This window comes from Streptomyces sp. TN58 (assembly GCF_001941845.1).
Taxonomy (GTDB): Bacteria; Actinomycetota; Actinomycetes; order Streptomycetales; family Streptomycetaceae; genus Streptomyces.
The window spans coordinates 5826768-5848957 of record NZ_CP018870.1; the positions used below are offsets into that span (position 1 = coordinate 5826768).

Below are 22190 nucleotides of genomic sequence, written 5' to 3' on the forward strand. Positions count from 1 at the left end.
CGGCGGGTGGTGGCTTCCCGCCGGCGGCCCGATGCTGGAGGAGTGGGCGCCGAACCCGAAGGACGCGGGGGCCGTGGCCCGGGGACGGTGACGCGGCGCGCGATCCGCACCACCCTCGCCGCATGCGGCGGCTTCTACTTGTTCCTCTACGGGCTGGACCAGCCCGTGGCGGCCACCTACGCCCTCTTCGGCGTCGTGTCGCTGGCCGCGCTCTCCCACATCCCCGGTACCGGCCGCCAGCGGGCGGCCGTCATGGCCAGGACCACGCCCGCGAGCTGGCTGCTGGTCACGGCCGGCACCTTCCTCGCGGTACGGACCTGGACCGCCGTGGCGGGCATGCTGCTGATCGGCTTCGTACTCGCCTTCGTGGCGGCGGCCGGCCCGCGCGCGGCCGGCGCGACCCCGGGGCTGCAACTGCTGTACATCCTGCCCAGCTTCCCGCCCTACGCCCCGGACACCCTCGGCCAGCGGCTCATCGGGCTCACCTCCGGACTCGTCCTGCTGGTCGTCGCCGAGCTGTGCGTACTGCCCGAACCGCGCGGCCCCACCTACCGGCAACTGGCCGCCGAGGCCGCCATGGTCGCCGCGCGCTGCGCGGACGAGCTGGGCCGGGCGCCGTACACGCTGTCCGCCGGCACCGAGGCGGACGTCCGCGCGGCCGGCGAGTCACTGCGCCCCCTGCGGGTCGACGAGGCCGACCGCCCGGCGGGGCCGGGTCTGCGCGACCGGGCCCTGGCCCACGCCGGCCTGTCCGTCCGTACGCTCCTCGGCCGCATGCAGCACCTGCCGCCACCGCCCCCGGGGAAGGTCCCGCTCAGGTCCGGGGCGGACCTGCTGGCCGCGATCGGGCGGGCCGCCGCCGAGACGGCCGCGCTCCTGTCCGGTACGGGCACCCGCACGGGCGCCGGCACCGGCACCGGCAGCGGGTACGGGGAGGCGCAGACGCTGCGGCGGCTGCGCGACGAGGCCGCCGACCGCGCCGAGCACGAGGAGCAGGGCCTGACCGCCGCCCGCGGCAGGCGCCGCGCCGCACTGCTGGAGGCCGCGGACGCCGGGGTGGCCTTCTCCGTGGCCTCGGACCTGGCGGTCCACGGCCGCCGCGCCCGTATCCCCGGCCCCGGCCCCGGCCCCGGCGGCGTCGGCGTCGGGGCGCCGGGAGCGGTCGATCCGATCCGCTTCTGGTACGCGGGCCGCGGCGCTCCCCTGCTGTGGTGGCACCGGCTGCGGGCCCATGTCGGGCCCCGGTCCGTGTACTTCCAGAACGCCGTCCGCATCGCCCTCGCGCTCGGCGCCGCACGGATCGTCGCGGGCGTGGAGTCGCTGCCACACGGCTTCTGGGCGATGCTGGCCGTCCTCAGCCTGACCCGCACCACGGCCGCCCAGACCAAGGCGACGGTGCGCCTGGCGCTCGCGGGCACGCTGCTCGGGGCGCTCCTCGCCGCGGGCGTGCTGGCCCTGGTGGGCGGCAGGACCACCGTCTACGCGCTGGTCCTGCCGGTCGTCATGGCCGTCGCGTTCCGGGTCGGGCCGGTCCGGGGCGTGGGCTGGGCGCAGGGCATGTTCACCCTCGTCGTGTCGTTCGTCTTCGCGCAACTGGCGCCGGTGACCTGGCGGCTGGCTGAGGTCAGGCTGCTGGACGTGATCGTCGGCAGCATGATCGGTGTCGTCTTCGGGCTGCTCGCCTGGCCGCGTGGGGCCCAGGCCGAGCTGCACCGGGCCGTCGCCGAGCTCCTGGAACGGGAGGCCGAGGCGGTCGAGCGCACCACGGCCGCGGTGGCGGCGGGTGTTCCGGGGACCGTGCCCGACGACCGGGCGCTGCAGCTCGCGCTGGCCCTGGCGGAGAGCGCGTACGCGCAGCGCCAGGGCGAGCCGAGGGCGCCCGCGCCGGGTGCTCCGGACTGGCAGGCCGCCATGATGACGGGCCATCACGTGCTGTGGGGCTCGCGGCGGCTGCTGGCCCGCTCCGGACCCGTACTCGACACCGCGCACCGGGACCGCCTGGGCGGCCGTACGGTCGAACTCGTCGCGGCGATGTACGGGGCGGCCCGCCGAGCGGCAGCCGCACCGGGCACGAGCCCGCCGCAACCCCCCGTAAACGGGTCCCCAGTACCCGCGGCCCCCGCGCCCGGGTCCCCCGTACCCGGCGGCGGCCGACCGGCGGGGGCGCCGCCGACGGAGGCGGCGGTGGCGGCGCAGGCCCACGAGCAGGAGCCCTCCGCGCCCGGCACCGAAGCGCCGGCCGGTCGGGACGCGCGCGGAGCGGTGCCCTCCGAACCCCCGCCCGGGGCCGCCGGTACGGCCGTAGCCGCCGGGGACGGGGGAGGCGGGGGAGGTGGGGGAGGTGGGGCGTACCCCGACACGCCCGAGAGTGCGGCCCCGTCGCGGTACTTCGGCGCACTCGCCTGGCTCGAATCGCTCACCGTCGACGTCGACCGGGTGCTGGCCCCGTGTCGCGAGCAGCAGCCGCGAAACTAGTTGCACGAGACGTATCGTCTCGTTATCCTCGGATCATGACCTCAGCCAAGCCCGCCCACATCGCCATGTTCTCCATCGCCGCCCACGGGCACGTGAACCCGAGCATCGAGGTGATCCGCGAGCTCGTGGCCCGCGGTCACCGCGTCAGCTACGCCATCCCCGCCTCCTTCGCCGACAAGGTCGCCGAGACCGGCGCCACCCCCGTCGTCTACACCTCCACCCTCCCCACCGACGACGAACCGGAGGCCTGGGGCACTGAACTCATCGACAACCTGGAGCCCTTCCTGAACGACGCCGTCCAGGCCCTCCCGCAGCTCGCCGCCGCCTTCGAAGGCGACGAACCGGACCTCGTCATCCACGACATCACCTCCTACCCGGCGCCCGTCCTCGCCCACCGCTGGGGCGTCCCCGCCGTGTCCCTCTCCCCGAACCTCGTCGCCTGGGAGGGCTACGAACAGGAGGTGGCCGCGCCGATGTTCGCCGAGCTGAAGGCCTCCGAGCGCGGGCAGGCGTACTACGCGAAGTTCGCCGCCTGGCTCACCGAGAACGGCCTCGGCGACGACGTCGACCGCTTCCAGGGCCGCCCGCGCCGCAGCCTCGTCCTGATCCCCAGGGCACTCCAGCCCCACGCCGACCGCGTCGACGAGACCGTGTACACCTTCGTCGGCGCCTGCCAGGGCGACCGCAGCGCCACCCAGGGCACCTGGAGCAGGCCTCAGGCCGCCGACGGCAGGAAGCTGGTACTCGTCTCGCTCGGCTCGGCCTTCACCAAGCAGCCCGCCTTCTACCGCGCCTGCCTGGACGCCTTCGCCGACCTGCCGGACTGGTACGTCGTCCTGCAGATCGGCAAGTTCACCGACGAGGCGGACCTCGGCGAGGTCCCCGCCAACGCCGAAGTCCACCGCTGGGTCCCCCAGTTGGACATCCTGCGCCAGGCCGACGCCTTCATCACCCACGCCGGCGCCGGCGGCAGCCAGGAAGGGCTCGCCACCGCCACACCGATGGTCGCCGTCCCGCAGGCCGTCGACCAGTTCGGCAACGCCGACATGCTGGCGTCCCTCGGCGTGGCCCGCCACGTACCGATGGCCGACGCCGACGCCGCCACCCTGCGCGAGGCGGTCCTCTCCCTCACCGCCGACCCCGCCGTCGCCGCCCGGGCCGAGGAGATCCGGACCCGGATGGCCGCCGAAGGCGGCACCCGCCGGGCCGCCGACCTCATCGAGGCCGAACTGTCATAGGGACCCCCTAAGGTTCCGCCATGACGAAGAAGTACGCGGCGCTGCTGCGCGGAATCAATGTCGGCGGCAGCAAGAAGGTCCCGATGGCGGAGCTCCGCTCCCTCCTCGGAGGACTCGGACACGGCGACGTGCAGACGTACCTGCAGAGCGGCAACGCCGTCTTCAGCAGCGCGCAGAACGACCCGGCTGCGCTCGCCCGGGAGTTGGAGACCGCCATCGAGGCACACTTCGGCTTCCGGGTCGCCTGCCTGGTGGTGGACGGCACGTACCTGCGCACTGTCACGGAGGCGTGCCCCTTCCCGGCCGCCGAGCTGGAGGGCAAGCAGCTCCACGCCACCTTCTTCGCCGAGCAGCCCGGCCCCGAGCGCTTCGCCGCGCTCGACGCGGCCGCGTTCCTCCCCGAGGAGTACCGGCTCGGCGACCGCGTCCTCTACCTGTACACCCCCGACGGCCTGGGCCGCTCCAAACTGGCCGAAGCCCTCGCCAGGCCCGCCGTCGTCAAGGGCATCGACGTCACCACCCGCAACTGGAACACCGTCACCAAGCTCGTGGAACTCACCACCCCCTGACCGCCTACTCCGGCACCGGCGTGGCCTGGTGGTAGTACATCCGCCATCCGAAGCCGTCGACCGCCTTCCGCCAGATCGAACTGCGGCGCGCCCGCCGCCCGTCGATCACGGTCTCGTACGTGAGGTGAACGACCCCGGGGGCCAGTTCGACGCCGGTCATGCCGGCAGGCTCGTACCGGGGTCCGTCCTCGGCGCCGCCCTCCAGCTCAGGCAGCGCCGCGAGAATCGACGGCCGGTCCCACCTGCGGCCCGAGGCGCCCACCTCGACGAACTCCGGATCGAGGAGCCCGTCCGTCAAGGCCCTCGACGTCCGCACCGCCGGGCTCATCAACCGCAACTCCCGCGCGACCGCCGCGGCCACGCCCTCTCCGCCACCATCCATGTGACCATCCTCGCCCAGCGGCGCGCGGCACCGGCAGCCGGACCCGGGGGAGACGGGAGCGGGCGGGTGTGCCAGGCTCGTCGGCATGCGGTACATCATCATCGGCGCGGGCGCCGTGGGCGCCACCATCGGCGGACGGCTCGCGGAGGCGGGCGGCGAGGTCGTCCTCGCCGCGCGCGGCGCGCACGCGGAGGCCCTGCGGGCCGAGGGGCTGCGGCTCACCACGGCGGACGGGCCCCGCGTGCACCGGCTCAGGGTGGTCAGCGGACCGGACGAGATGGGCGAACTACGCCCGGACGACGTGCTGTTGCTGACCGTGAAGACCCAGGACGCCATCGCGGCGCTCGACGCCTGGGGTGACGCGGAGGTCGCGGGCGGCGGCACGGCCGCACAGCGGCTCCCGGTGTTCTGCGCGCAGAACGGCGTGGAGAGCGAGCGGCTGGCGCTACGGCGCTTCGCGCGCGTGTACGGGGTGTGCGTCTGGCTGCCCGCGACCTTCCTGGAGCCGGGCGTCGTCTCCGCGCTGTGCGCCCCGCTGACCGGCATCCTCCACCTGGGCCGGGCCGCGGGCGGTACGGACGCCCTCGCCCGGGCCGTCTCGGCGGACCTCGCCAAGGCCGGCTTCGAGGCCCCGGTGGTCGGGGACGTCATGCGGTGGAAGTACGCGAAGCTCCTGGGCAACCTCGGCAACGCGATCCAGGCGACGACCGGCCCGGAGCCCGACCCGGCGAAGGCGGCCCTGCTGGCACGGGCCGTCCACGAGGCGAAGGCCGCCTTCGGCGCGGCCGGCATCGCCTACGCCTCGGACGCCGAGCAGGCGCAGGCCCGCGACGGCAAGGTCGACCAGCCGCCGGGCGTACGGGGCGGCTCCTCCTGGCAGAGCCTGGCGCGCGGTACGGGCTCGGTGGAGGCGGACTACCTCAACGGGGAGATCTCGCTGCTGGGCCGCCTGCACGGGGTGCCCACCCCGGTCAACGACGTCCTGCGGCACGCGGCGAACATCTTCGCCCGCGAGGGCCTGCCCCCGGGCGCCATGTCCGTCGCCGACCTGACGGCCCTGGCCGACGAGGCCGCGTCCCGCGCCGGCGCCTAGGGGGTGTTGCCGAAGTCCCGTCTGGGTGGCGGGGGCCGGCCGCGCACGCTCGCCGCGTTGTCGTCGGTCGCCGACGCCCGCGTCGACTCCCTCCTCCGCCTTGCGAGCGCACGCACCGGCCCCCGCCACCCCCGCCCTCACGGGCGGCCGCCCCTACTTCGACGACACCCCCTGGGGCCGGGCCGCTCAGGCCGTCGTGCCGCTCAGGCCGTCAGGGCCGGGAGGCGGGCCGGCGCCGCGGCGGCCGCGTCGAAGCGGCGCAGCAGCAGGAGGGCCAGTTCCGGGGCTGCGCCCAGGACGCCGGCCACCACGTCGGCGCCCGCCGCCTCGGCGCCGGCCGCGATGCGGTCCGGGAGCCGGCCGGGCGCGATGACGTACGGGGCCACCGCCACCCGGGCGAAGCCCTCGGCCCGCAGGGCCCGTACGGCGTCCTCCGTACGGGGCAGGGCAGCGGAGGCGAACGCAGGCCGCACGGCGCACCAACCGGTGTGCCGCCACTCCCGCGCGGTTTCAGCGATCACTGCGATCGCCTCCGGGTCCGTGGAGCCGGCGGACGCGAGTACCACCGCGGTGGTGGCGCGGTCCGCCGGGGTGATGCCGGCTTCGGACAGCCGGCGTTCGAGCGCGTCGACGAGCAGCGGCGACGGGCCGAGTACGTCCGCCACCGAGACCATGAGCCCCGGCAGCCGGGTCAGCGCCTCCGACAGCGCCGCCGGGATGTCGGCCTTCGCGTGGAAGGCCCGCGTCAGCAGCAGCGGCAGGGCCACCACGTCGCGGACGCCGTCGGCGTGCAGCGCCGACAGCACCTGCTCGACCCGAGGGGCGTTGAAGTCCAGGAACGCCGTCTCCACCCGCAGTCCGGGCCGCAGCGCCCGCACCCGCCGGGTCAGGGCGTGCACGGTCGCGGCGTGCCGCGGATCGCGGCTGCCGTGGGCGATGACCAGCAGTACGGGCGACATGCGGATCAGCTCTTCACCAGGAGCCCGCGGCTGCGCAGGACGTGGCGTTCGAGGGGGCTGAAGATGAGGAGGTCGATGGCGATGCCGACGACGAGGATGAGGGTGATGGCGAGGAAGACGCCGGGGAGGTCGATGTTGTTGCGCCCGTTCTCCAGGAGCTGGCCGAGACCCAGGCCGAGGTCGGGGGAGGAGGCGATGATCTCGGCGGCCATGAGGGAGCGCCAGGAGAACGCCCAGCCCTGCTTGAGGCCGGCGACGTAGCCGGGCAGTGCGGCGGGCATGACCACGTGCCGGGCGCCGCGCAGGCCGGTGGCGCCGAGCGTGCGGCCGGCCCGCAGGAAGAGGGGCGGGACCTGGTCGATGCCGGAGACGAGGCCGTTGGCGATGGACGGCACGGCACCCAGCAGGATGACGGTGAACATCATGGCGTCGTTGAGGCCGAACCAGAGGACGGCCGGCGGCACCCAGGCCACGGACGGCAGGGACTGAAGGCCCTGGAGGATCGGGCCGATGGCGGCGCGGACGAACGTGACGCGGGCGACGAGGAGGCCGAGGGGGGTGCCGATGGCGAGGGCGAGGAGGAAGCCGAGCAGGCCGCGGGAGACGGAGGTCCAGATGACCTCCAGCAGGGTTCCCTTCAGCCACATCTCGGACAGGCTGTCCCACACGGCGGACAGTGCGGGGAGTTTCGTCTCGTCGGTGACCTTCAGGGAGACCAGGACCTGCCAGACCAGCAGGACCAGCCCGACCGCCAGCAGCGGCGGCAGGGCCTTCTTGACCAGGACCTCACGCACCGGTGTGCGGTGCGTCTGCACCGCGTCGAGGGCGTCGAGGCCGGCTTCCAGGCCTGCGAGGTCGTCCGTTTTCGCCTTTGTTTCAGTGCTGGCCATGGCGGCGGATCTCCCCACGCAGGTGTTCAGTGATCTCTAGGGACAGTTCGGCGACGTCCGCGTCCTCGATGCGGCGGGGCTGGGGGATGTCCACGGTCCATTGCCTGGCGACCCGGCCGGGGCGGGAGGAGAGCAGGACGACGCGCTGCGCGAGGCGGACGGCTTCGCGGACGTTGTGGGTGACGAAGAGGACGGACAGGCCGGTCTCCTGCCAGATGCGGGTGAGTTCGCCGTGCAGGACGTCGCGGGTGATGGCGTCGAGGGCGGCGAACGGCTCGTCCATGAGGAGGAGCCGGCTGTCCTGGGCGAGGGCCCGGGCGAGGGCGACGCGCTGGCGCATGCCGCCGGAGAGTTCGTGGACGCGTTTGCCGTGCGCGCCGCCGAGGCGGACCAGTTCCAGGAGGCGTTCGGCTTCGGCCCTGCGGTCGGCCTTGGGGACGCCGCGCAGCCGGAGGGCGAGTTCGATGTTCTTGCCGGCGGTCAGCCAGGGGAAGAGGGCGTGTTCCTGGAACATGAGGGCGGGGCGGCCGCCGGGCGTCTCGATCGATCCTGCGGTCGGGCGGTCGAGGCCGGCGACGAGGTTGAGCAGGGTGGATTTCCCGCAGCCGGAGGCCCCCAGGAGGGTGACGAACTCACCCGGTGCGACATCGAGGCTGATGTCGTCCAGGACGAGTTGTGAGCCGGCCGGGCCGGAGAAGGACTTCGAGACGTGCTCGATACGGGCAGCGTGCGTGTGCTCCGCCACCGAGTCCTCGGCAGCCTTGGCAAGCGTCGTGGCCATGGTCGTCACCTCCTGGGATTGCTGGACTGCTGCATTGCCGGACCACGCGTCACTTCGCGCCGAGACCGGCGTCGGGGACCTCGGGCTTGCCGGCGGCCCTGAGGACCTTGTTCAGGAGCGTCAGGTCGTAGATGCCGGACAGATCGTGCTGCTCGATGAGCTCGGCCTTCACCGCGTGTTCGGCCTGGGCCTTGAGGGTGGAAGCCAGCGGATCGTCGGTGACGAGGATGCTCTGCCACGCCGGGTCGATGACCTTCGCGTCGAGCGGCTTGCCGCTGTCCGCCGCCAGCCTGGCGTTGGCGGACGCCTTCGCCTTCTCCGGGTTGGCGTTGATCCACTCGTTGGTCTTCACCGTGCCCGCGAGTACCGCCTCCACCACGTCCGGGTGGGCCTTGAGGAACTTCTGGGACACGATGACGTTCGTGATCACGAACTTCTTGCCGGGCCACAGGTCGGTCTCGTCGAGGAGGACGCTCGCTCCGTCGGTGACGAGCTTGGAGGCGGTGGGCTCCGGTACCCACGCGCCGTCGATGGAGCCCTGCTTGAAGGCGTCCGGGGTGACCTTGTTGTCCGTGCGGACGACGGAGACGTCGCCCTTGCCGGACTCCGGGTCGACCGTCCAGCCCTTCTCCGAGATCCAGTTGAGGAACGCGACGTCCTGGGTGTTCCCCTTCTGCGGGGTGGCGATCTTCTTGCCCTTGAGGTCGTCCAGGGTCTTGATCCGGTCCGGGTTCACGACCAGCTTCACGCCGCCGGAGGCGGAGCCGGAGATGATCCGCAGGTTCGATCCCTTGGACTTCACATAGGCGTTGATCGACGGCGAGGGCCCGATGAAACCGATGTCGAGGGAGCCGCCGTTGAGCGCCTCGATCGCGGACGGACCGGCGTTGAAGGTCTGCGGCTTGATCCTCGTGCCGCCGAGCTCCTTCCCGATCAGGCCCTCCTGGAGGCCGACGAGCGCCGTGGCGTGCGTCAGGTTCGGGAAGTACCCGATACGCACCTCGGAGGCCGACAGCTTCCTGCCGTTCGCTTGAGCGGTGTCCGCCCCGCCCTCGGCCTTGTCCTCGGCCTGGGAGCCGTAGCCACAGGAGGCCAGCGCGCCGATCAGCAGCGGCAGGGCAGCGGCGGCGGCGAGGCCGCGGCGCAGGATCTTGCGGGTGGAACCGGTGACAGGCACGGGGAGTGCTTCCTCTCGCCGCGCCGTCGTTCTACGGCGCGGATTCTGGTCGGTGGAGCGGGGGCGGGTACGGCTGGTGGAGGACGGTCATCGCGCACATCGCGCCACGCCTCCCTGGCCGCTGCCGAGGGCGCCGCTGCCCACGCGGCCGCCCTCCTTCGCGAAGGTCGAGTAGAGATCGGCGAACATCTAGAAGTCCCAGCCGTCCTCGTCCGGCCGTACCGCGTCCTCGGCGGGCTTGGCCTGGGAGGCGAAGGACTCGCCCGCCATGCCCGCCGCCAGGGTCGTCCCGTCCGCCGGGTCGATCAGCAGGAAGGATCCGGTACGGCGGGAGTCGGCGTACGCGTCGAGCGCGAGCGGCTCGGCGGTCCGCACGACCACGAGGCCGATGTCGTTCGCGACCAGCTGCCCGGGCTCCGGGTGCTGGGACAGGTCGTCCAGGGTCAGCCGCGACGGGATCTCCTTGACGATCGCCTTGACCGTACGGGTCGTGTGCTTGATCAGCACCCGGGCGCCGACGGCGAGCGGCTGGTCCGCCACGTGGCAGACCGTCGCGACGACGTCCTGCGTGGTCGCCGGGGCGGTCGCGGACGGCGCGATCAGGTCGCCGCGCGAGATGTCGATGTCGTCCTTCAGCCGCACCGTCACCGACTGCGGCGCCCAGGCGATGTCCACCGGCTCGCCCAGCGCGTCGATGCCCTCGATGACCGAGGTACGGCCCGACGGCAGGACCGTGACGGGCTCGCCGACACGCAGCACGCCGGAGGCGATCTGGCCCGCGTAGCCGCGGTAGTCGGGGTGCTCCGCCGACTGCGGGCGGATCACGTACTGCACCGGGAAGCGCGCCGGGCAGGCGGTGAGGTCGTGGCTGACCGGGACGGTCTCCAGGTGCTCCAGCACCGTCGGGCCGCCGTACCAGTCCATGTTCGCCGACGGCTCCACGACGTTGTCGCCTGCCAGGGCGGAGATCGGGATCGCGGTGATCTCCGGGACGCCCAGGTCCGAGGCGTACGCGGTGAACTCCTCGGCGATCGCTGCGAAGACCGACTCCTGGTAGCCGACGAGGTCCATCTTGTTCACGGCCAGGACCACGTGCGGGACCCGCAGCAGGGCCGCGACGGCCGCGTGCCGGCGGGTCTGCTCGATCACGCCGTTGCGGGCGTCGACCAGGACCACGGCCAGGTCGGCGGTGGAGGCGCCGGTCACCATGTTCCGGGTGTACTGCACGTGCCCGGGGGTGTCGGCGAGGATGAACCGGCGGCGCGCGGTGGCGAAGTAGCGGTACGCGACGTCGATGGTGATGCCCTGCTCCCGCTCGGCCCGCAGGCCGTCGGTCAGCAGCGCCAGGTCGGGGGCCTCCTGGCCGCGCTGGGCCGAGACGGCCTCGACGGCCTCCATCTGGTCGGTCAGGACCGACTTGGAGTCGTGCAGCAGCCGGCCCACCAGGGTGGACTTGCCGTCGTCGACGGAACCGGCGGTCGCGAAGCGCAGCAGGGTGGTCGCTGCGAGGTCGGCCAGGTTGGCGACCTGATCGGTGGTGCTGGTCATGTCTAGAAGTACCCTTCGCGCTTGCGGTCTTCCATCGCGGCCTCGGACATCTTGTCGTCGGCGCGGGTCGCGCCCCGCTCGGTGAGGCGGGAGACGGCGATCTCGGCGATCACGGCGTCGAGCGTGACGGCGTCGGAGTCGACGGCGCCGGTGCAGGACATGTCGCCGACGGTGCGGTAGCGGATGAGCCGCGTCTCGGGCGTCTCGCCCTCCTTGGGGCCGCCCCACTCGCCGGCCGTCAGCCACATGCCGTTGCGCTTGAAGACCTCACGCTCGTGGGCGAAGTAGATCTCCGGCAGCTCGATGCCCTCACGGGCGATGTACTGCCACACGTCCAGCTCGGTCCAGTTCGACAGCGGGAAGACCCGCACGTGCTCGCCGGGCGCGTGCCGGCCGTTGTACAGCTGCCACAGCTCGGGCCGCTGGCGGCGCGGGTCCCACTGGGAGAACTCGTCGCGCAGGGAGAACACCCGCTCCTTGGCGCGGGCCTTCTCCTCGTCGCGGCGGCCGCCGCCGAAGACGGCGTCGAACTTGAGCTGCTGGATCGCCTCCGTCAGCGGAACGGTCTGCAGCGGGTTGCGGGTGCCGTCCGGGCGCTCGCGCAGCTTGCCCGCGTCGATGTAGTCCTGGACGGACGCCACGTGCAGGCGCAGCCCGTGCCGGGCGACGGTGCGGTCGCGGTACTCCAGCACCTCGGGGAAGTTGTGGCCCGTGTCGACGTGCAGCAGCGCGAAGGGCACCGGCGCCGGCGCGAACGCCTTCAGCGCCAGGTGCAGCATGACGATGGAGTCCTTGCCGCCGGAGAAGAGGATCACCGGCTTCTCGAACTCGCCCGCCACCTCGCGGAAGATGTGCACGGCCTCGGATTCGAGGGCGTCGAGGTGCGACAGCGCGTAGGGCGCGTCCGTCTCTTCGTGGACGTGTGCGACGGTCGTCGTCATGCCAGACCCCTCTCGGTGAGCAGCGCGTGCAGGGCCGAGGCCGACTCCTGCACGGTCTGCGTGTGCGACTCGATACGGAGGTCCGGGGACTCCGGCGCCTCGTACGGGTCGTCGACCCCGGTCAGACCGGAGATCTCGCCCGCCGCCTGCTTGGCGTACAGACCCTTCACGTCACGCTCGGAGCACACCTCCACCGGGGTGGCCACGTGCACTTCGAGGTACTGCGTCGCGGCGGCGGCGTGCCGCACCCGGACCGCCTCGCGGCTGTCCGAGAAGGGCGCGATCACCGGCACCAGCGCCTTGACGCCGTTGCTCGCGAGGAGTTCGGCGACGAAGCCGATCCGCTGCACGTTGGCGTGCCGGTCCTCGCGGCTGAAACCCAGTCCGGCGGAGAGGAACTCGCGGATCTCGTCCCCGTCGAGTACCTCCACACGGTGGCCTTCGGCGCGCAGCCGCTCGGCCAGCGCGTAGGCGATGGTGGTCTTGCCCGCGCTCGGCAGCCCGGTCAGCCACACGGTGGCGCCCTGGTCGCTCACGCTCATCTGCTCTGTCTCCGTAAGTTCTTCGCTGGTCGTCATCAGCCGTGCAGTCCGCACTCGGTCTTGCCCCGCCCGGCCCAGCGGCCGGACCGCGCGTCCTCGCCCTCCGCCACACGGCGGGTGCAGGGGGCGCAGCCGACGGAGGCGTAACCGTCCGTCAGCAGCGGGTTGGTGAGCACGCCGTGCTCGGCGACGTACGCGTCCACGTCGTCCTGGGTCCAGCGGGCGATCGGCGAGATCTTGACCTTCTGCCGCTTCTCGTCCCAGCCGACCACCGGGGTGTTCGCCCGGGTCGGGGACTCGTCGCGGCGCAGCCCCGTCGCCCACGCGTCGTACGCCGTCAGGCCCTCTTCCAGCGGCTTGACCTTGCGCAGCGCGCAGCACAGGTCGGGGTCGCGGTCGTGCAGCTTCGGCCCGTACTCGGCGTCCTGCTCGGCCACGCTCTGCCGCGGGGTCAGCGTGATGACGTTGACGTCCATCACCGCGTCGACCGCGTCCCGGGTGCCGATCGTCTCCTCGAAGTGGTAGCCCGTGTCGAGGAAGACCACGTCCACGCCGGGGCGGACCCGCGAGGCCAGGTGGGCGACGACCGCGTCCTCCATGGAGGAGGTCACGGCGAACTTCGCGCCGAACGTGTCGGCCGCCCAGCGCAGGATGTCGAGCGCGGAGGCGTCCTCCAGGTCCCGGCCGGCCTGCTCGGCCAGCTCCTTGAGGGTGGCGGCCTTCAGGTCGGCGTTCCTGAGACTGGCGTCTTGCGTGGTGGTCATATCTCGTCCCCTCCCGCTGAGTTCGTCCCGACGCCCCGGGACAGCAGCCCGAGGTACTTCAGCTGGAAGGCCCGGTTGCAGGCCCGGCATTCCCACGCGCCGTGACCCGTCTCGTGGGGGAACAGGTCCTCGTCGCCGCAGTACGGGCAGTAGAACGGGGCGGCTCGCTCGCTCACGAGAGGCTCTTCTCGTCCGCGCGGGCGACCCAGGCCGCGAAGCGCTCGCCGTCCTCGCGCTGCTCCTCGTAGCTCTTGACGACCCGCTCGACGTAGTCGGGCAGACCGGCCGAGGTGACCTTGAGGCCGCGGACCTTGCGGCCGAAGCCGGCCTCCAGGCCGAGGGCGCCGCCCAGGTGGACCTGGTAGCCCTCCACCTGGTTGCCGTCGTCGTCCAGGACCAGCTGCCCCTTGAGACCGATGTCCGCCACCTGGATACGGGCGCAGGCGTTCGGGCAGCCGTTGATGTTGATGGTGATCGGCTCGGCGAAGTCCGGCAGGTGGCGCTCCAGCTCGTCGATGAGCGACGCGCCGCGCGCCTTGGTCTCGACGATGGCCAGCTTGCAGAACTCGATGCCGGTGCAGGCCATCGTGCCGCGGCGGAACGGGGACGGCTTGACCCGCAGGTCCAGGGCCTCCAGCGCCTCGACGACCGAGTCGACCTGGCCGGCCTCGATGTCGAGCACGATCATCTTCTGTTCGGCGGTGGTGCGCAGACGGCCGGAGCCGTGCTGCTCGGCGATGTCGGCGATCTTCGTCAGGGTGGCGCCGTCCACGCGGCCCACGCGCGGCGCGAAGCCGACGTAGAACCGGCCGTCCTGCTGCTGGTGGACGCCGACGTGGTCCCGCCACTGGCCGGAGGGCTGCTCGGGCGCCGGGCCGTCGGTCAGCTTCCGCTTCAGGTACTCGTCCTCCAGGACCTGGCGGAACTTCGCCGCGCCCCAGTCGGCGACGAGGAACTTCAGGCGGGCGCGGGTGCGCAGCCGGCGGTAGCCGTAGTCGCGGAAGATCGAGATGACGCCCTCGTACACGTCCGGGACCTCGTCCAGCGAGACCCAGGTGCCCAGGCGCACACCGAGCTTGGGGTTGGTGGACAGGCCGCCGCCGACCCAGACGTCGAAGCCGGGACCGTGCTCGGGGTGGTTCACGCCGACGAACGCGACGTCGTTGATCTCGTGTGCCACGTCGAGCAGCGGCGAGCCGGAGATCGCGGACTTGAACTTGCGGGGCAGGTTGGAGAAGTCCTTGTTGCCCACGATGCGGCGGTAGATCTCCTCGATGGCGGGGGTGCCGTCGATGATCTCGTCCTGCGCGATGCCGGCGACGGGCGAACCGAGGATGACGCGGGGCGTGTCACCGCAGGCCTCGGTGGTGGACAGGCCGACGGCCTCCAGCCGGCGCCAGATCTCCGGGACGTCCTCGATCCGGATCCAGTGGTACTGCACGTTCTGGCGGTCGGTGAGGTCGGCGGTGCCGCGGGCGAACTCCTCGGAGATCTCGCCGATGACGCGCAGCTGCTCGGTGGTCAGCCGACCGCCGTCGATGCGCACGCGCAGCATGAAGTACTTGTCGTCCAGCTCCTCCGGCTCCAGGATCGCGGTCTTGCCGCCGTCGATCCCGGGCTTGCGCTGGGTGTAGAGGCCCCACCAGCGCATACGGCCGCGCAGGTCGTTGGGGTCGATGGAGTCGAAGCCCCGGTGGGCGTAGATCGTCTCAATGCGTGTCCGCACATTGAGACCGTCGTCGTCCTTCTTGAACTGCTCGTTGCCGTTGAGGGGCGTGTGGTGTCCGACGGCCCACTGACCCTCGCCGCGGTGACGGCCGGTCTTGCGGCGCGCGGCGGCTGCGGGTGCTGCTGCGGGCGTTTCGGGGGTGGCGGCCATGGCGGTACGTCCTTCTTGGGCGGCTCAGGGCAGGGGCGGGTGAAGCGGGTGGGGTTGGCGTGACCCCTGGACGCTGAGCGGGTGCGGCTGATTGCCCGCGCCTTGGCCGGGGTTACCGGCGGACAGGGCGGTGTTCGGCCTTCAGGGGACTGCGATGATCGACACTTCCACGGCGACGATGCCGGGATTGCGGCGATGTGCGGCGGTTGCTGGTTCCGTCAGCACGCCGGACAGATGGCGCTGGACATGCGGCCGAGGTCGACGTGCCGCCGACTCACCAAGGCAATTCCAGCTCCATTCATGGCGGAAGCGTGGCATGGGGCGATTGGAGGAGTCCACTACTGTCCACGATTCGGACGAACTGGTCTCACGTCCCGAGACGGCGTGACGGGGGTCACGTACGGAAACCCCCGAGCGGGGCGCGCCGTTCCACAGCCGGGGCGCGGCCCCCCTTCCCCGGCTGCGGCCCGGTGCCCGCGCCTCACTCGCCGGCGGGGCTGGGTTCGGGGCGCCGGCCCCGTTCCCGGGTCTGCGGCCGGGTGGCCGCGCCTCAATCGCCGGCGGGGCTTGGGGGTGGTGCCCCTGATCGGGAGCGATATGGGTGGGGTGGTGCCCCTCCGGGGGCTCTCCTCGGTTCGGCGCGTTCCGCACTTCTCGGTCGTACCCGGTGGTTGCGCCTCGGCCTGCGGGGAGCCCCCGGAGTGTCCCCACCCCACGGCCCGGACGCCGGGCGGGGCGGCCGGGGTGGGGGTGTGGGGACGGTGGGGGGTGTCCCCGCAGGACGAGCGCGCACCGCCGGGTATGGCCGAGAGGTGCGGCACCGCGCGAGCCGAGGAGACACCCCCCGGCGGCCCCGCACCCCCACCCCCCACAACCGACCCCGGTCGGGGGCACCAGACCCAGCCCCGCCGGCGATTGAGGCGCGGCCACCGGCCCGCAGCCGGAGGGCAGGGGCAGCGCCCCAGCGACCGGCCCCGGTCGGGGGGCACCAGACCCAGCCCGCCGGCGTTTGAGGCGCGGCCACCGGCCCGCAGCCGGGGAACAGGGGCAGCGCCCCAGCGACCGGCCCCGGCCGGGGGGCACCAGACCCAGCCCGCCGGCGCTTGAGGCGCGGCCACCGGCCCGCAGCCGGAGGGCAGGGACACCGCCCCGCACGGGAATCCGCAGACCGCGCCGGAGGCGTCACGCTCCGGGCCAGGGCCCCGGCGTCGGAGCCTCCGCCTTCTCCTCCGTCTCCGTCCGGAAGACCTTGAAGCCCCGCCGCTGGTAGTTCGCCATCGCCGTCGGCCCGTCCTGGCTGCAGGTGTGCACCCACACCCGGCGGGTCGGCTCGCGGTCCGGCCAGCGCGCCGCGAGGTCCCACGCCCGTTCGACGCCGACGGTCAGCAGGTGCCCCCCGATGCGGCGGCCGCGGAAGTCCGGCAGCAGGCCGAAGTACATGATCTCCACCACGCCGTCTTCCTGCGGGTCGAGCTCCACGTACCCCGCCGGCGTGCCGCGGTCGTACGCCACCCACGTCTCCACCCCCGGCCGGTCGAGCTGCTCCACCCACTGCGCGCGGGTCAGGGACAGCCGGTCCGTCCAGTGGATGTCGCCGCCCACCGACGCGTACAGGAAGCGGCTGAACTCGGGGGACGGCACCTCCGACCGCACGATGGATATCTCCGGGCCCGCCGGAGCCGCCGGGACGAGGTCCGCGGGAGAGGTCATCTCCAGCGACCAGGTGGTGAGAGTGATGGTGCTCATGCAGCTCAGGGAACCATGCCGGGCCCCGTCCGGCCCAGGCGGGCCCGGACCACCGCCGGGGCCGTGGAGTGCGGGAGCAGCGCGGCCGGGTCCTCGGGGCGGATCAGCTCCACCTCCACGTCCTCCGCGAAGCGGTACGGCCGGTGGGCCAGGACGCCCGCGAGGTGGCGCCGTACCCGCGACAGCTCCGCCCGGACCGTCACCGTACGGCCCGGGTCGCCGAACACCTCCGCCGACAGCTCGGCCGCCGAACGCCCCCGCGGGCTCTCCGCCAGCAGGAACAGCAGCTCGGCATGGCGCGGGCTCAGCTCCTGCGACCAGCTCCCGGACGACCCGTACACCGTCGCCGACCAGGAACCCGCCCGGCTGAGGTCCAGGACGACACGGGTCGCCGCCGTGCCCGTACGGTCCTGCGCGACCCGCAGCAGCCAGCCGCCGGGCAGCGGCTCCGCCATGCAGTCGCCGAGCTGCGGCACCCACACCCGGCCCGGCGCGAAGCCCTTCGGCAGCGGGATCCGCTCCGCCGGCGCCAGCCCCGTCACCGCCGCCGTCCAGCCGTGCGGATCCACGGCCAGCGCCCGTCCCGGCAGCCGGGCCAGCAGCGGCGCAGCCACCGCCCGCAGCCGCTCCAGGGACTCCAGGTGCCGGATCCGCAGCTCCCGTTCCGCGAGCCGGGCCACCGAGCTCACCCAGGCCAGCGTCGCCGGATGCATGGTGGCCAGCGGCCCGCTGACGTCGACCACCCCAAGCAGCCGCCCGTCCCGCGGGTCCCGCACGGGAGCCCCCGCGCACGTCCAGTCGTGGTGGCTGGAGACGAAGTGCTCCGCCGAGAACACCTGGACGGGCCGCCGGGCCACCAGGGCGGTCCCGACGCCGTTCGTGCCGACCACGGCCTCGTCCCAGTCCGCCCCGACCGCGAAACCCAGCCGGTCCGCCTTGCGCAGGATGGACGTGTGGCCCTCCCGCCACAGCAGCCGCCCGTCCGCGTCCGCGACGACCATGATGTGCAGCGCCCCGTCCAGCGCGGGCAGCAGGCCCTCCCGCAGTACGGGAAGGACCTCCCGCAGCGGGGAGACGTGCCGCCGCTCCTCCGTCTCGGCGGCCGACAGCATCCTTGAGCGCGCGTCCCGGTCCGGGTGCACCCCGCCGGCCAGCATCCGCCGCCAGGACTCCGCGATCTCCGGCCGGGGCGCGGCCGGCGGGCGGTCGCCCGCCAGCGCGGCCGCCCGCACCCCCTTGAGGAGGCGCGTGGCCTCCCGCGGGTGCATGGCCGAGATGCGTGCCACATCGACCGTGATGCCTGTGGTGTCGGCCACCGGAACCTCCCCGTGCGAACAGGACGTACGACGCCGGCCGCCCGGCGCTTCCCCAGGTGCCGGTCGGCGGCTGCCTCGGACCGCTGCCCCCGGCACCCCCGACGAGCGGCTGCCGAGTCACAGGTTGCAACGGTATGCAACTCTCGCCAAGTCCCGGCCGCCCGACCGAAAATGTCCGGACGTCGCCCGAGCGGCGTGACAGCTCCTCCTCGGGGCTTCGGATCAGAGGTGGTGCCGAGTCGGCGCGGCGCCACCTCTGCGCCGGTCGACGGGCCCGGATCCAGGCTCGGAGCGGTTTGGGGACCGCAGGGGAGTCCGACGGGGGCTCCTCCCTAGCCCGCGATCCGCGCCCGTTCCACGACCGCGCGCAGATCCAGCGTGTGCGGCAGCGTGCCGAACGCCGCACCCCGGTCACCGCCCAGACGCGAGGCGCAGAAGGCGTCCGAGACCTCGGGCGGAGCCCACCGGACCAGCAGTGACCCCTGCAGTACCAGGGCCATGCGCTCCACCACCCGGCGGGCCCGGGCCTCGATCCCCTCCAGATCGGCGAGATCCGTCAGCAGGTCCTTGACGGCCGCGTCCAGCCGGTGGTCGGCGCCCCGGGCCAGGCCCACCTCCTGGAGGAAGGCGTTCAGCGCCTGCGGCTCCCGCTGGAGGGCGCGCAGTGCGTCCAGGGCCTGGACGTTGCCCGAGCCCTCCCAGATGGAGTTGAGCGGGGATTCGCGCAGCAGTCTCGGCAGCCCGGACTCCTCGACGTAGCCGTTGCCGCCCAGACACTCCAGCGCCTCGGCGACCATCGGCGTACAGCGCTTGGTCACCCAGTACTTGGCGGCGGGCACGGCCAGGCGCAGGAAGGCCTTCTCCTGCTCGGTCCCGGCGTCGTACGCCGCGGCCAGGCGCAGCGTCAGGGTGGTGGCGGCCTCCGACTCCAGGGCGAGGTCCGCGAGCACGTTGCGCATCAGCGGCTGGTCGATGAGCGGCGCTCCGAAAGCGGAGCGGTGCTCCGTGTGGTGCACCGCCTGCGTCAGCGCCTGCCGCATCAGGGCGGCCGAGCCGATGACGCAGTCCAGCCGGGTCGCCGCGACCATCTCGATGATGGTCCGCACTCCGCGGCCCTCCTCGCCGACCCGCCGGGCCCACGTCCCGTCGAACTCGACCTCGCTCGACGCGTTCGACTTGTTGCCCAGCTTGTCTTTCAGCCGCTGGATCGCGAACACGTTGCGCGTGCCGTCCTCCAGCACCCGGGGCACCAGGAAGCAGGTCAGACCTCCCGGTGCCTGCGCCAGCACCAGGAAGCCGTCGCACATCGGCGCCGAGCAGAACCACTTGTGCCCGGTCAGCACATACTCGCCGGACGCGTCCAGCGGCACCGCCGCCGTCGTGTTGGCCCGTACGTCGCTGCCGCCCTGCTTCTCCGTCATCCCCATGCCGAAGAGCACGCCGGCCTTCCGCGACGCCGGCCGCAGCCCCTCCTCGTACACGTGCGAGGTCAGCCGCGGCTCCCACTCGGCGGCGATCGCCGGATCGGCCCGCAGGGCCGGCACGGCCGCGTGCGTCATCGAGACCGGGCAGCCGTGGCCCGCCTCGGCCTGCGACCACAGGAAGAAGCCGGCGGCCCGGCGCAGGTGCCCGGCCGGCCGCCCCCAGGCGTCGGTCAGCCCCGACGACACCGCGTGCCCGAGCAGCCGGTGCCAGGCCGGGTGGAACTCCACCTCGTCGATCCGGTTCCCGTACCGGTCGTGAGTACGCAGTTTCGGAGGGTTGTCGTTCGCCTGCGCGCCCCATTCCTGGGCTTGCGCGGAACCCGCCGCGCGCCCGAGGTCCGTGAGCTCTTCCCGTACCTCGCCGAGGAGTTCGGGATCCGCGGTCGCCAGGTGCCGCTCGACGCCCTCGGTGAGGGCCCGGTCGCCGGTGTAGACGTCGTAGCCCACCAGGGGCGGAGCCTGGTTGCTGACTGTGTGGGTGGTGGCTGCCATGCGGATACCGTAAGGACGTGCAGCCAGCAAAAGAAACACCCGAGCGGATCCCAGGACGGCTCCACCGGGCCCGCGCCCTCTACCGCAACGTCTCGAAGCGGAAGATGGGCTGGCTGCTGCTGAAGGACACCGTCAACTCGTGCATCGAGTACCGCATCCTCGGGCTCGCGGCCGAGGCGGCGTTCTTCACGCTGCTCTCGCTCCCCCCGCTCTTCCTGGGCCTGCTGGGCCTGCTCGGCTACGTCGACGGGTGGACGGACACCCGTACCGTCGAGAGCATCGAGGAGAACATCCTGCGCGCGGTCGGCACGGTCCTGTCCGACCGCGGCGTCAACGACATCGCCAGACCCCTCCTGGACGACGTCACCCGCAGCGGTCGGCCCGACCTGATCTCGCTCGGTTTCGCCTTCGCCCTGTGGTCGGGATCCCGCGCCGTCAACGTCTTCATCGACACCATCACCGTGATGTACGGCCTTGACGGCCACCGCGGCATCGTCAAGACCCGGCTCCTGGCCTTCCTCCTCTACGTCATCGCCCTGCTGATCGGCGCGATCGTGCTGCCGCTGATGGTGGTCGGCCCCGACGCCGTCGTCAGACTCGTGCCGTGGAGCACCGAGGTGATCGCGGTCCTGTACTGGCCGACCGTGACCCTGCTGTCCATCGCCTTCCTGACGACGCTCTACCACGTGTCCGTACCGGTGCGCTCGCCCTGGATCGAGGACGTGCCGGGCGCGCTGGTGGCGCTGGCGATGTGGGTGCTCGGCTCGTTCCTGCTGCGGATCTACCTCACGAACACCGTGGAGGGCCCGACCATCTACGGCTCCCTGGCCGCGCCCGTCGCCGTCCTGCTCTGGATCGGCATCTCGGCCTTCGCCGTGCTCGTCGGCGCGGCCGTCAACGCCGCCATCGACCGCGTCTGGCCGTCGGTGGCCACGGCGGCGGCGCGCGAGGCGAACGAGCGGCTCCGGGAGGCGGAGGCCGCGCAGCTGGTCGCCCGGGCGGCAGCCTGGCGGGCCATGGCGGAGGGCGAGTCGGAGGACGACGAGGACGAGGGCATGCCGTCGGAGTTCCCGGAACGCTGGTCGAAGTTCCTGCCGCCGGAGGACTACCACTCACGCCTGCGCAAGCACTGACCGCCGGCCCGCCGGCCCGCCGGCCCGCCGGCCCGCCGTGCCGCCGGGGCGCATAGGCTTCCGGCGTGAACGACAGCGCACACGCAATACGGATCCGGCCGGGCGGACCGGCGGACGCACCGGCCCTGCTGGACATGCTCGACTCCGCCGTGGCCTGGACGCCCGCGGCAACACCGAGCAGTGGGGCACCATCCCGTACTCGCGGCGGCCCGGCGGTCCGGAGCGGGTCGAGCGCTACACCACCGAGAACACCCCCTACGTCGCCGAGCTGGACGGGACGCCCGTCGGAGCCCTGGTGCTGGACTGCGGGCCCAGCCCGCAGCTGCCGATCGCGCCGGCCGGAGAGCCCGAGCGGTACGTACGGCTGCTGGTCTCCGACCGGCGCCACGCGGGCCGCGGCATCGGCGCCGCCCTGCTGGCGCACGCCGCCGAGGAGGCCTGGCGGGCCGGCGTCACCCTCCTGCGGGTCGACTGCTGGGCGGGCGGCGGGGGCGAACTGGTCGCGTTCTACGAGCGCTGCGGCTTCACACCCACCGAACCCTTCCTGTCCGGGGACTGGCCGGGGCAGGTGCTGGCCCGGCGGCTCGGACCCGGCGGCGGAGCACACGGCTGACGACGCGAAGGCGATGCGGGGAAGCCTTCCGGACGACGTCCCGGAAAAAGAAGTGGCCCCCACGCGAGCGGGCTTGTTACGGTGGGGCCGTTCCCGCCGAGCGGTGAGGAACCACGGCAACGTGTACGACCCGGAGGTGAGTTCATTGATGACTGTCACGGCGCAGGG

The 22190-nt window shown here is 73.0% G+C and carries 19 protein-coding genes and 2 pseudogenes; 6 read left to right on the plus strand and 15 right to left on the minus strand.

The window, feature by feature from the left end:
- Positions 1-42: 42 nt before the first annotated feature.
- The 3 genes and pseudogenes from BSL84_RS26435 to BSL84_RS26445 all read left to right on the plus strand — a co-directional run bounded on the left by BSL84_RS26435 (position 43) and on the right by BSL84_RS26445 (position 4282).
- Positions 43-2475, plus strand: coding sequence for an FUSC family protein (locus BSL84_RS26435; RefSeq protein WP_234363520.1), 2433 nt, complete (start codon positions 43-45; stop codon positions 2473-2475).
- Positions 2476-3713 (plus strand): annotated as a pseudogene (mgt, locus tag BSL84_RS26440) (macrolide-inactivating glycosyltransferase).
- 20 nt (positions 3714-3733) lie between these two features.
- Positions 3734-4282, plus strand: coding sequence for a DUF1697 domain-containing protein (locus BSL84_RS26445; RefSeq protein ID WP_075971276.1), 549 nt, complete (start codon positions 3734-3736; stop codon positions 4280-4282).
- A 4-nt stretch (positions 4283-4286) separates the two neighbouring features.
- Here the strand turns inward: BSL84_RS26445 and BSL84_RS26450 are convergent, their stop codons facing one another.
- Positions 4287-4664 carry a DUF4440 domain-containing protein gene (locus BSL84_RS26450; protein ID WP_075971277.1) on the minus strand — a complete coding sequence of 126 codons (378 nt, stop codon included), beginning with the start codon at positions 4662-4664 and terminating at the stop codon, positions 4287-4289.
- Positions 4665-4749: 85 nt separating this feature from the next.
- Between BSL84_RS26450 and BSL84_RS26455 the strand changes: the two genes are divergently transcribed.
- Positions 4750-5757 (plus strand): ketopantoate reductase family protein, encoded by a 1008-nt coding sequence (locus BSL84_RS26455; RefSeq protein WP_075971278.1) that lies wholly within the window; start codon positions 4750-4752, stop codon positions 5755-5757.
- A gap of 203 nt (positions 5758-5960) precedes the next feature.
- Here the strand turns inward: BSL84_RS26455 and BSL84_RS26460 are convergent, their stop codons facing one another.
- The 14 genes from BSL84_RS26460 to BSL84_RS26520 form a co-directional block, all read right to left on the minus strand.
- Positions 5961-6716 (minus strand): sirohydrochlorin chelatase, encoded by a 756-nt coding sequence (locus BSL84_RS26460; protein WP_075971279.1) that lies wholly within the window; start codon positions 6714-6716, stop codon positions 5961-5963.
- A gap of 5 nt (positions 6717-6721) precedes the next feature.
- Positions 6722-7606, minus strand: coding sequence for an ABC transporter permease (locus BSL84_RS26465; RefSeq protein ID WP_030027825.1), 885 nt, complete (start codon positions 7604-7606; stop codon positions 6722-6724).
- Complete coding sequence (locus BSL84_RS26470) at positions 7593-8387, minus strand: ABC transporter ATP-binding protein (RefSeq protein ID WP_030027824.1); 795 nt, start codon at positions 8385-8387, stop codon at positions 7593-7595. Before BSL84_RS26470 ends, BSL84_RS26465 begins: the two co-directional genes overlap by 14 nt.
- Before the next feature lie 49 nt (positions 8388-8436).
- Entirely contained in the window at positions 8437-9564 is a 1128-nt protein-coding gene (locus tag BSL84_RS26475; protein WP_075971280.1) for an ABC transporter substrate-binding protein, read from the minus strand.
- 189 nt (positions 9565-9753) lie between these two features.
- Positions 9754-11112, minus strand: coding sequence for a sulfate adenylyltransferase subunit 1 (locus BSL84_RS26480; RefSeq protein WP_045322406.1), 1359 nt, complete (start codon positions 11110-11112; stop codon positions 9754-9756).
- 2 nt (positions 11113-11114) lie between these two features.
- Complete coding sequence (gene cysD, locus BSL84_RS26485; RefSeq protein ID WP_045322407.1) at positions 11115-12053, minus strand: sulfate adenylyltransferase subunit CysD; 939 nt, start codon at positions 12051-12053, stop codon at positions 11115-11117.
- Positions 12050-12595 (minus strand): adenylyl-sulfate kinase, encoded by a 546-nt coding sequence (gene cysC / locus BSL84_RS26490; protein ID WP_075971281.1) that lies wholly within the window; start codon positions 12593-12595, stop codon positions 12050-12052. Before cysC ends, cysD begins: the two co-directional genes overlap by 4 nt.
- Positions 12596-12630: 35 nt before the next feature.
- Positions 12631-13359, minus strand: a complete 729-nt coding sequence (locus tag BSL84_RS26495; RefSeq protein WP_045322409.1) for a phosphoadenylyl-sulfate reductase — start codon at positions 13357-13359, stop codon at positions 12631-12633.
- On the minus strand, positions 13356-13535 hold the full coding sequence (locus BSL84_RS26500) for a hypothetical protein (RefSeq protein WP_030027817.1): 180 nt from the start codon (positions 13533-13535) through the stop codon (positions 13356-13358). The genes BSL84_RS26495 and BSL84_RS26500 overlap by 4 nt, the downstream gene beginning before the upstream one ends.
- Positions 13532-15238, minus strand: a complete 1707-nt coding sequence (locus tag BSL84_RS26505) for a nitrite/sulfite reductase (protein WP_075971282.1) — start codon at positions 15236-15238, stop codon at positions 13532-13534. Before BSL84_RS26505 ends, BSL84_RS26500 begins: the two co-directional genes overlap by 4 nt.
- A gap of 218 nt (positions 15239-15456) precedes the next feature.
- Positions 15457-15540 (minus strand): putative leader peptide, encoded by an 84-nt coding sequence (locus BSL84_RS37670; RefSeq protein WP_310942095.1) that lies wholly within the window; start codon positions 15538-15540, stop codon positions 15457-15459.
- An 880-nt stretch (positions 15541-16420) separates the two neighbouring features.
- The gene (locus BSL84_RS26510; RefSeq protein ID WP_045323862.1) at positions 16421-16984 is read right to left on the minus strand and encodes a GNAT family N-acetyltransferase; all 564 of its coding nucleotides are present in this window, start codon (positions 16982-16984) and stop codon (positions 16421-16423) included.
- A gap of 5 nt (positions 16985-16989) precedes the next feature.
- The gene (locus BSL84_RS26515; RefSeq protein ID WP_045323863.1) at positions 16990-18252 is read right to left on the minus strand and encodes a GAF domain-containing protein; all 1263 of its coding nucleotides are present in this window, start codon (positions 18250-18252) and stop codon (positions 16990-16992) included.
- A 380-nt stretch (positions 18253-18632) separates the two neighbouring features.
- The gene (locus BSL84_RS26520) at positions 18633-20276 is read right to left on the minus strand and encodes an acyl-CoA dehydrogenase family protein (protein ID WP_030031495.1); all 1644 of its coding nucleotides are present in this window, start codon (positions 20274-20276) and stop codon (positions 18633-18635) included.
- Between the two features lie 17 nt (positions 20277-20293).
- Here BSL84_RS26520 and BSL84_RS26525 point away from each other — a divergent pair, with 17 nt between their 5' ends.
- Both BSL84_RS26525 and BSL84_RS26530 read left to right on the plus strand, forming a co-directional pair.
- The gene (locus BSL84_RS26525) at positions 20294-21409 is read left to right on the plus strand and encodes a YihY/virulence factor BrkB family protein (protein ID WP_045323861.1); all 1116 of its coding nucleotides are present in this window, start codon (positions 20294-20296) and stop codon (positions 21407-21409) included.
- Positions 21410-21474: 65 nt separating this feature from the next.
- Positions 21475-22022 (plus strand): annotated as a pseudogene (locus BSL84_RS26530) (GNAT family N-acetyltransferase).
- The last annotated feature ends 168 nt before the right edge of the window (positions 22023-22190 follow it).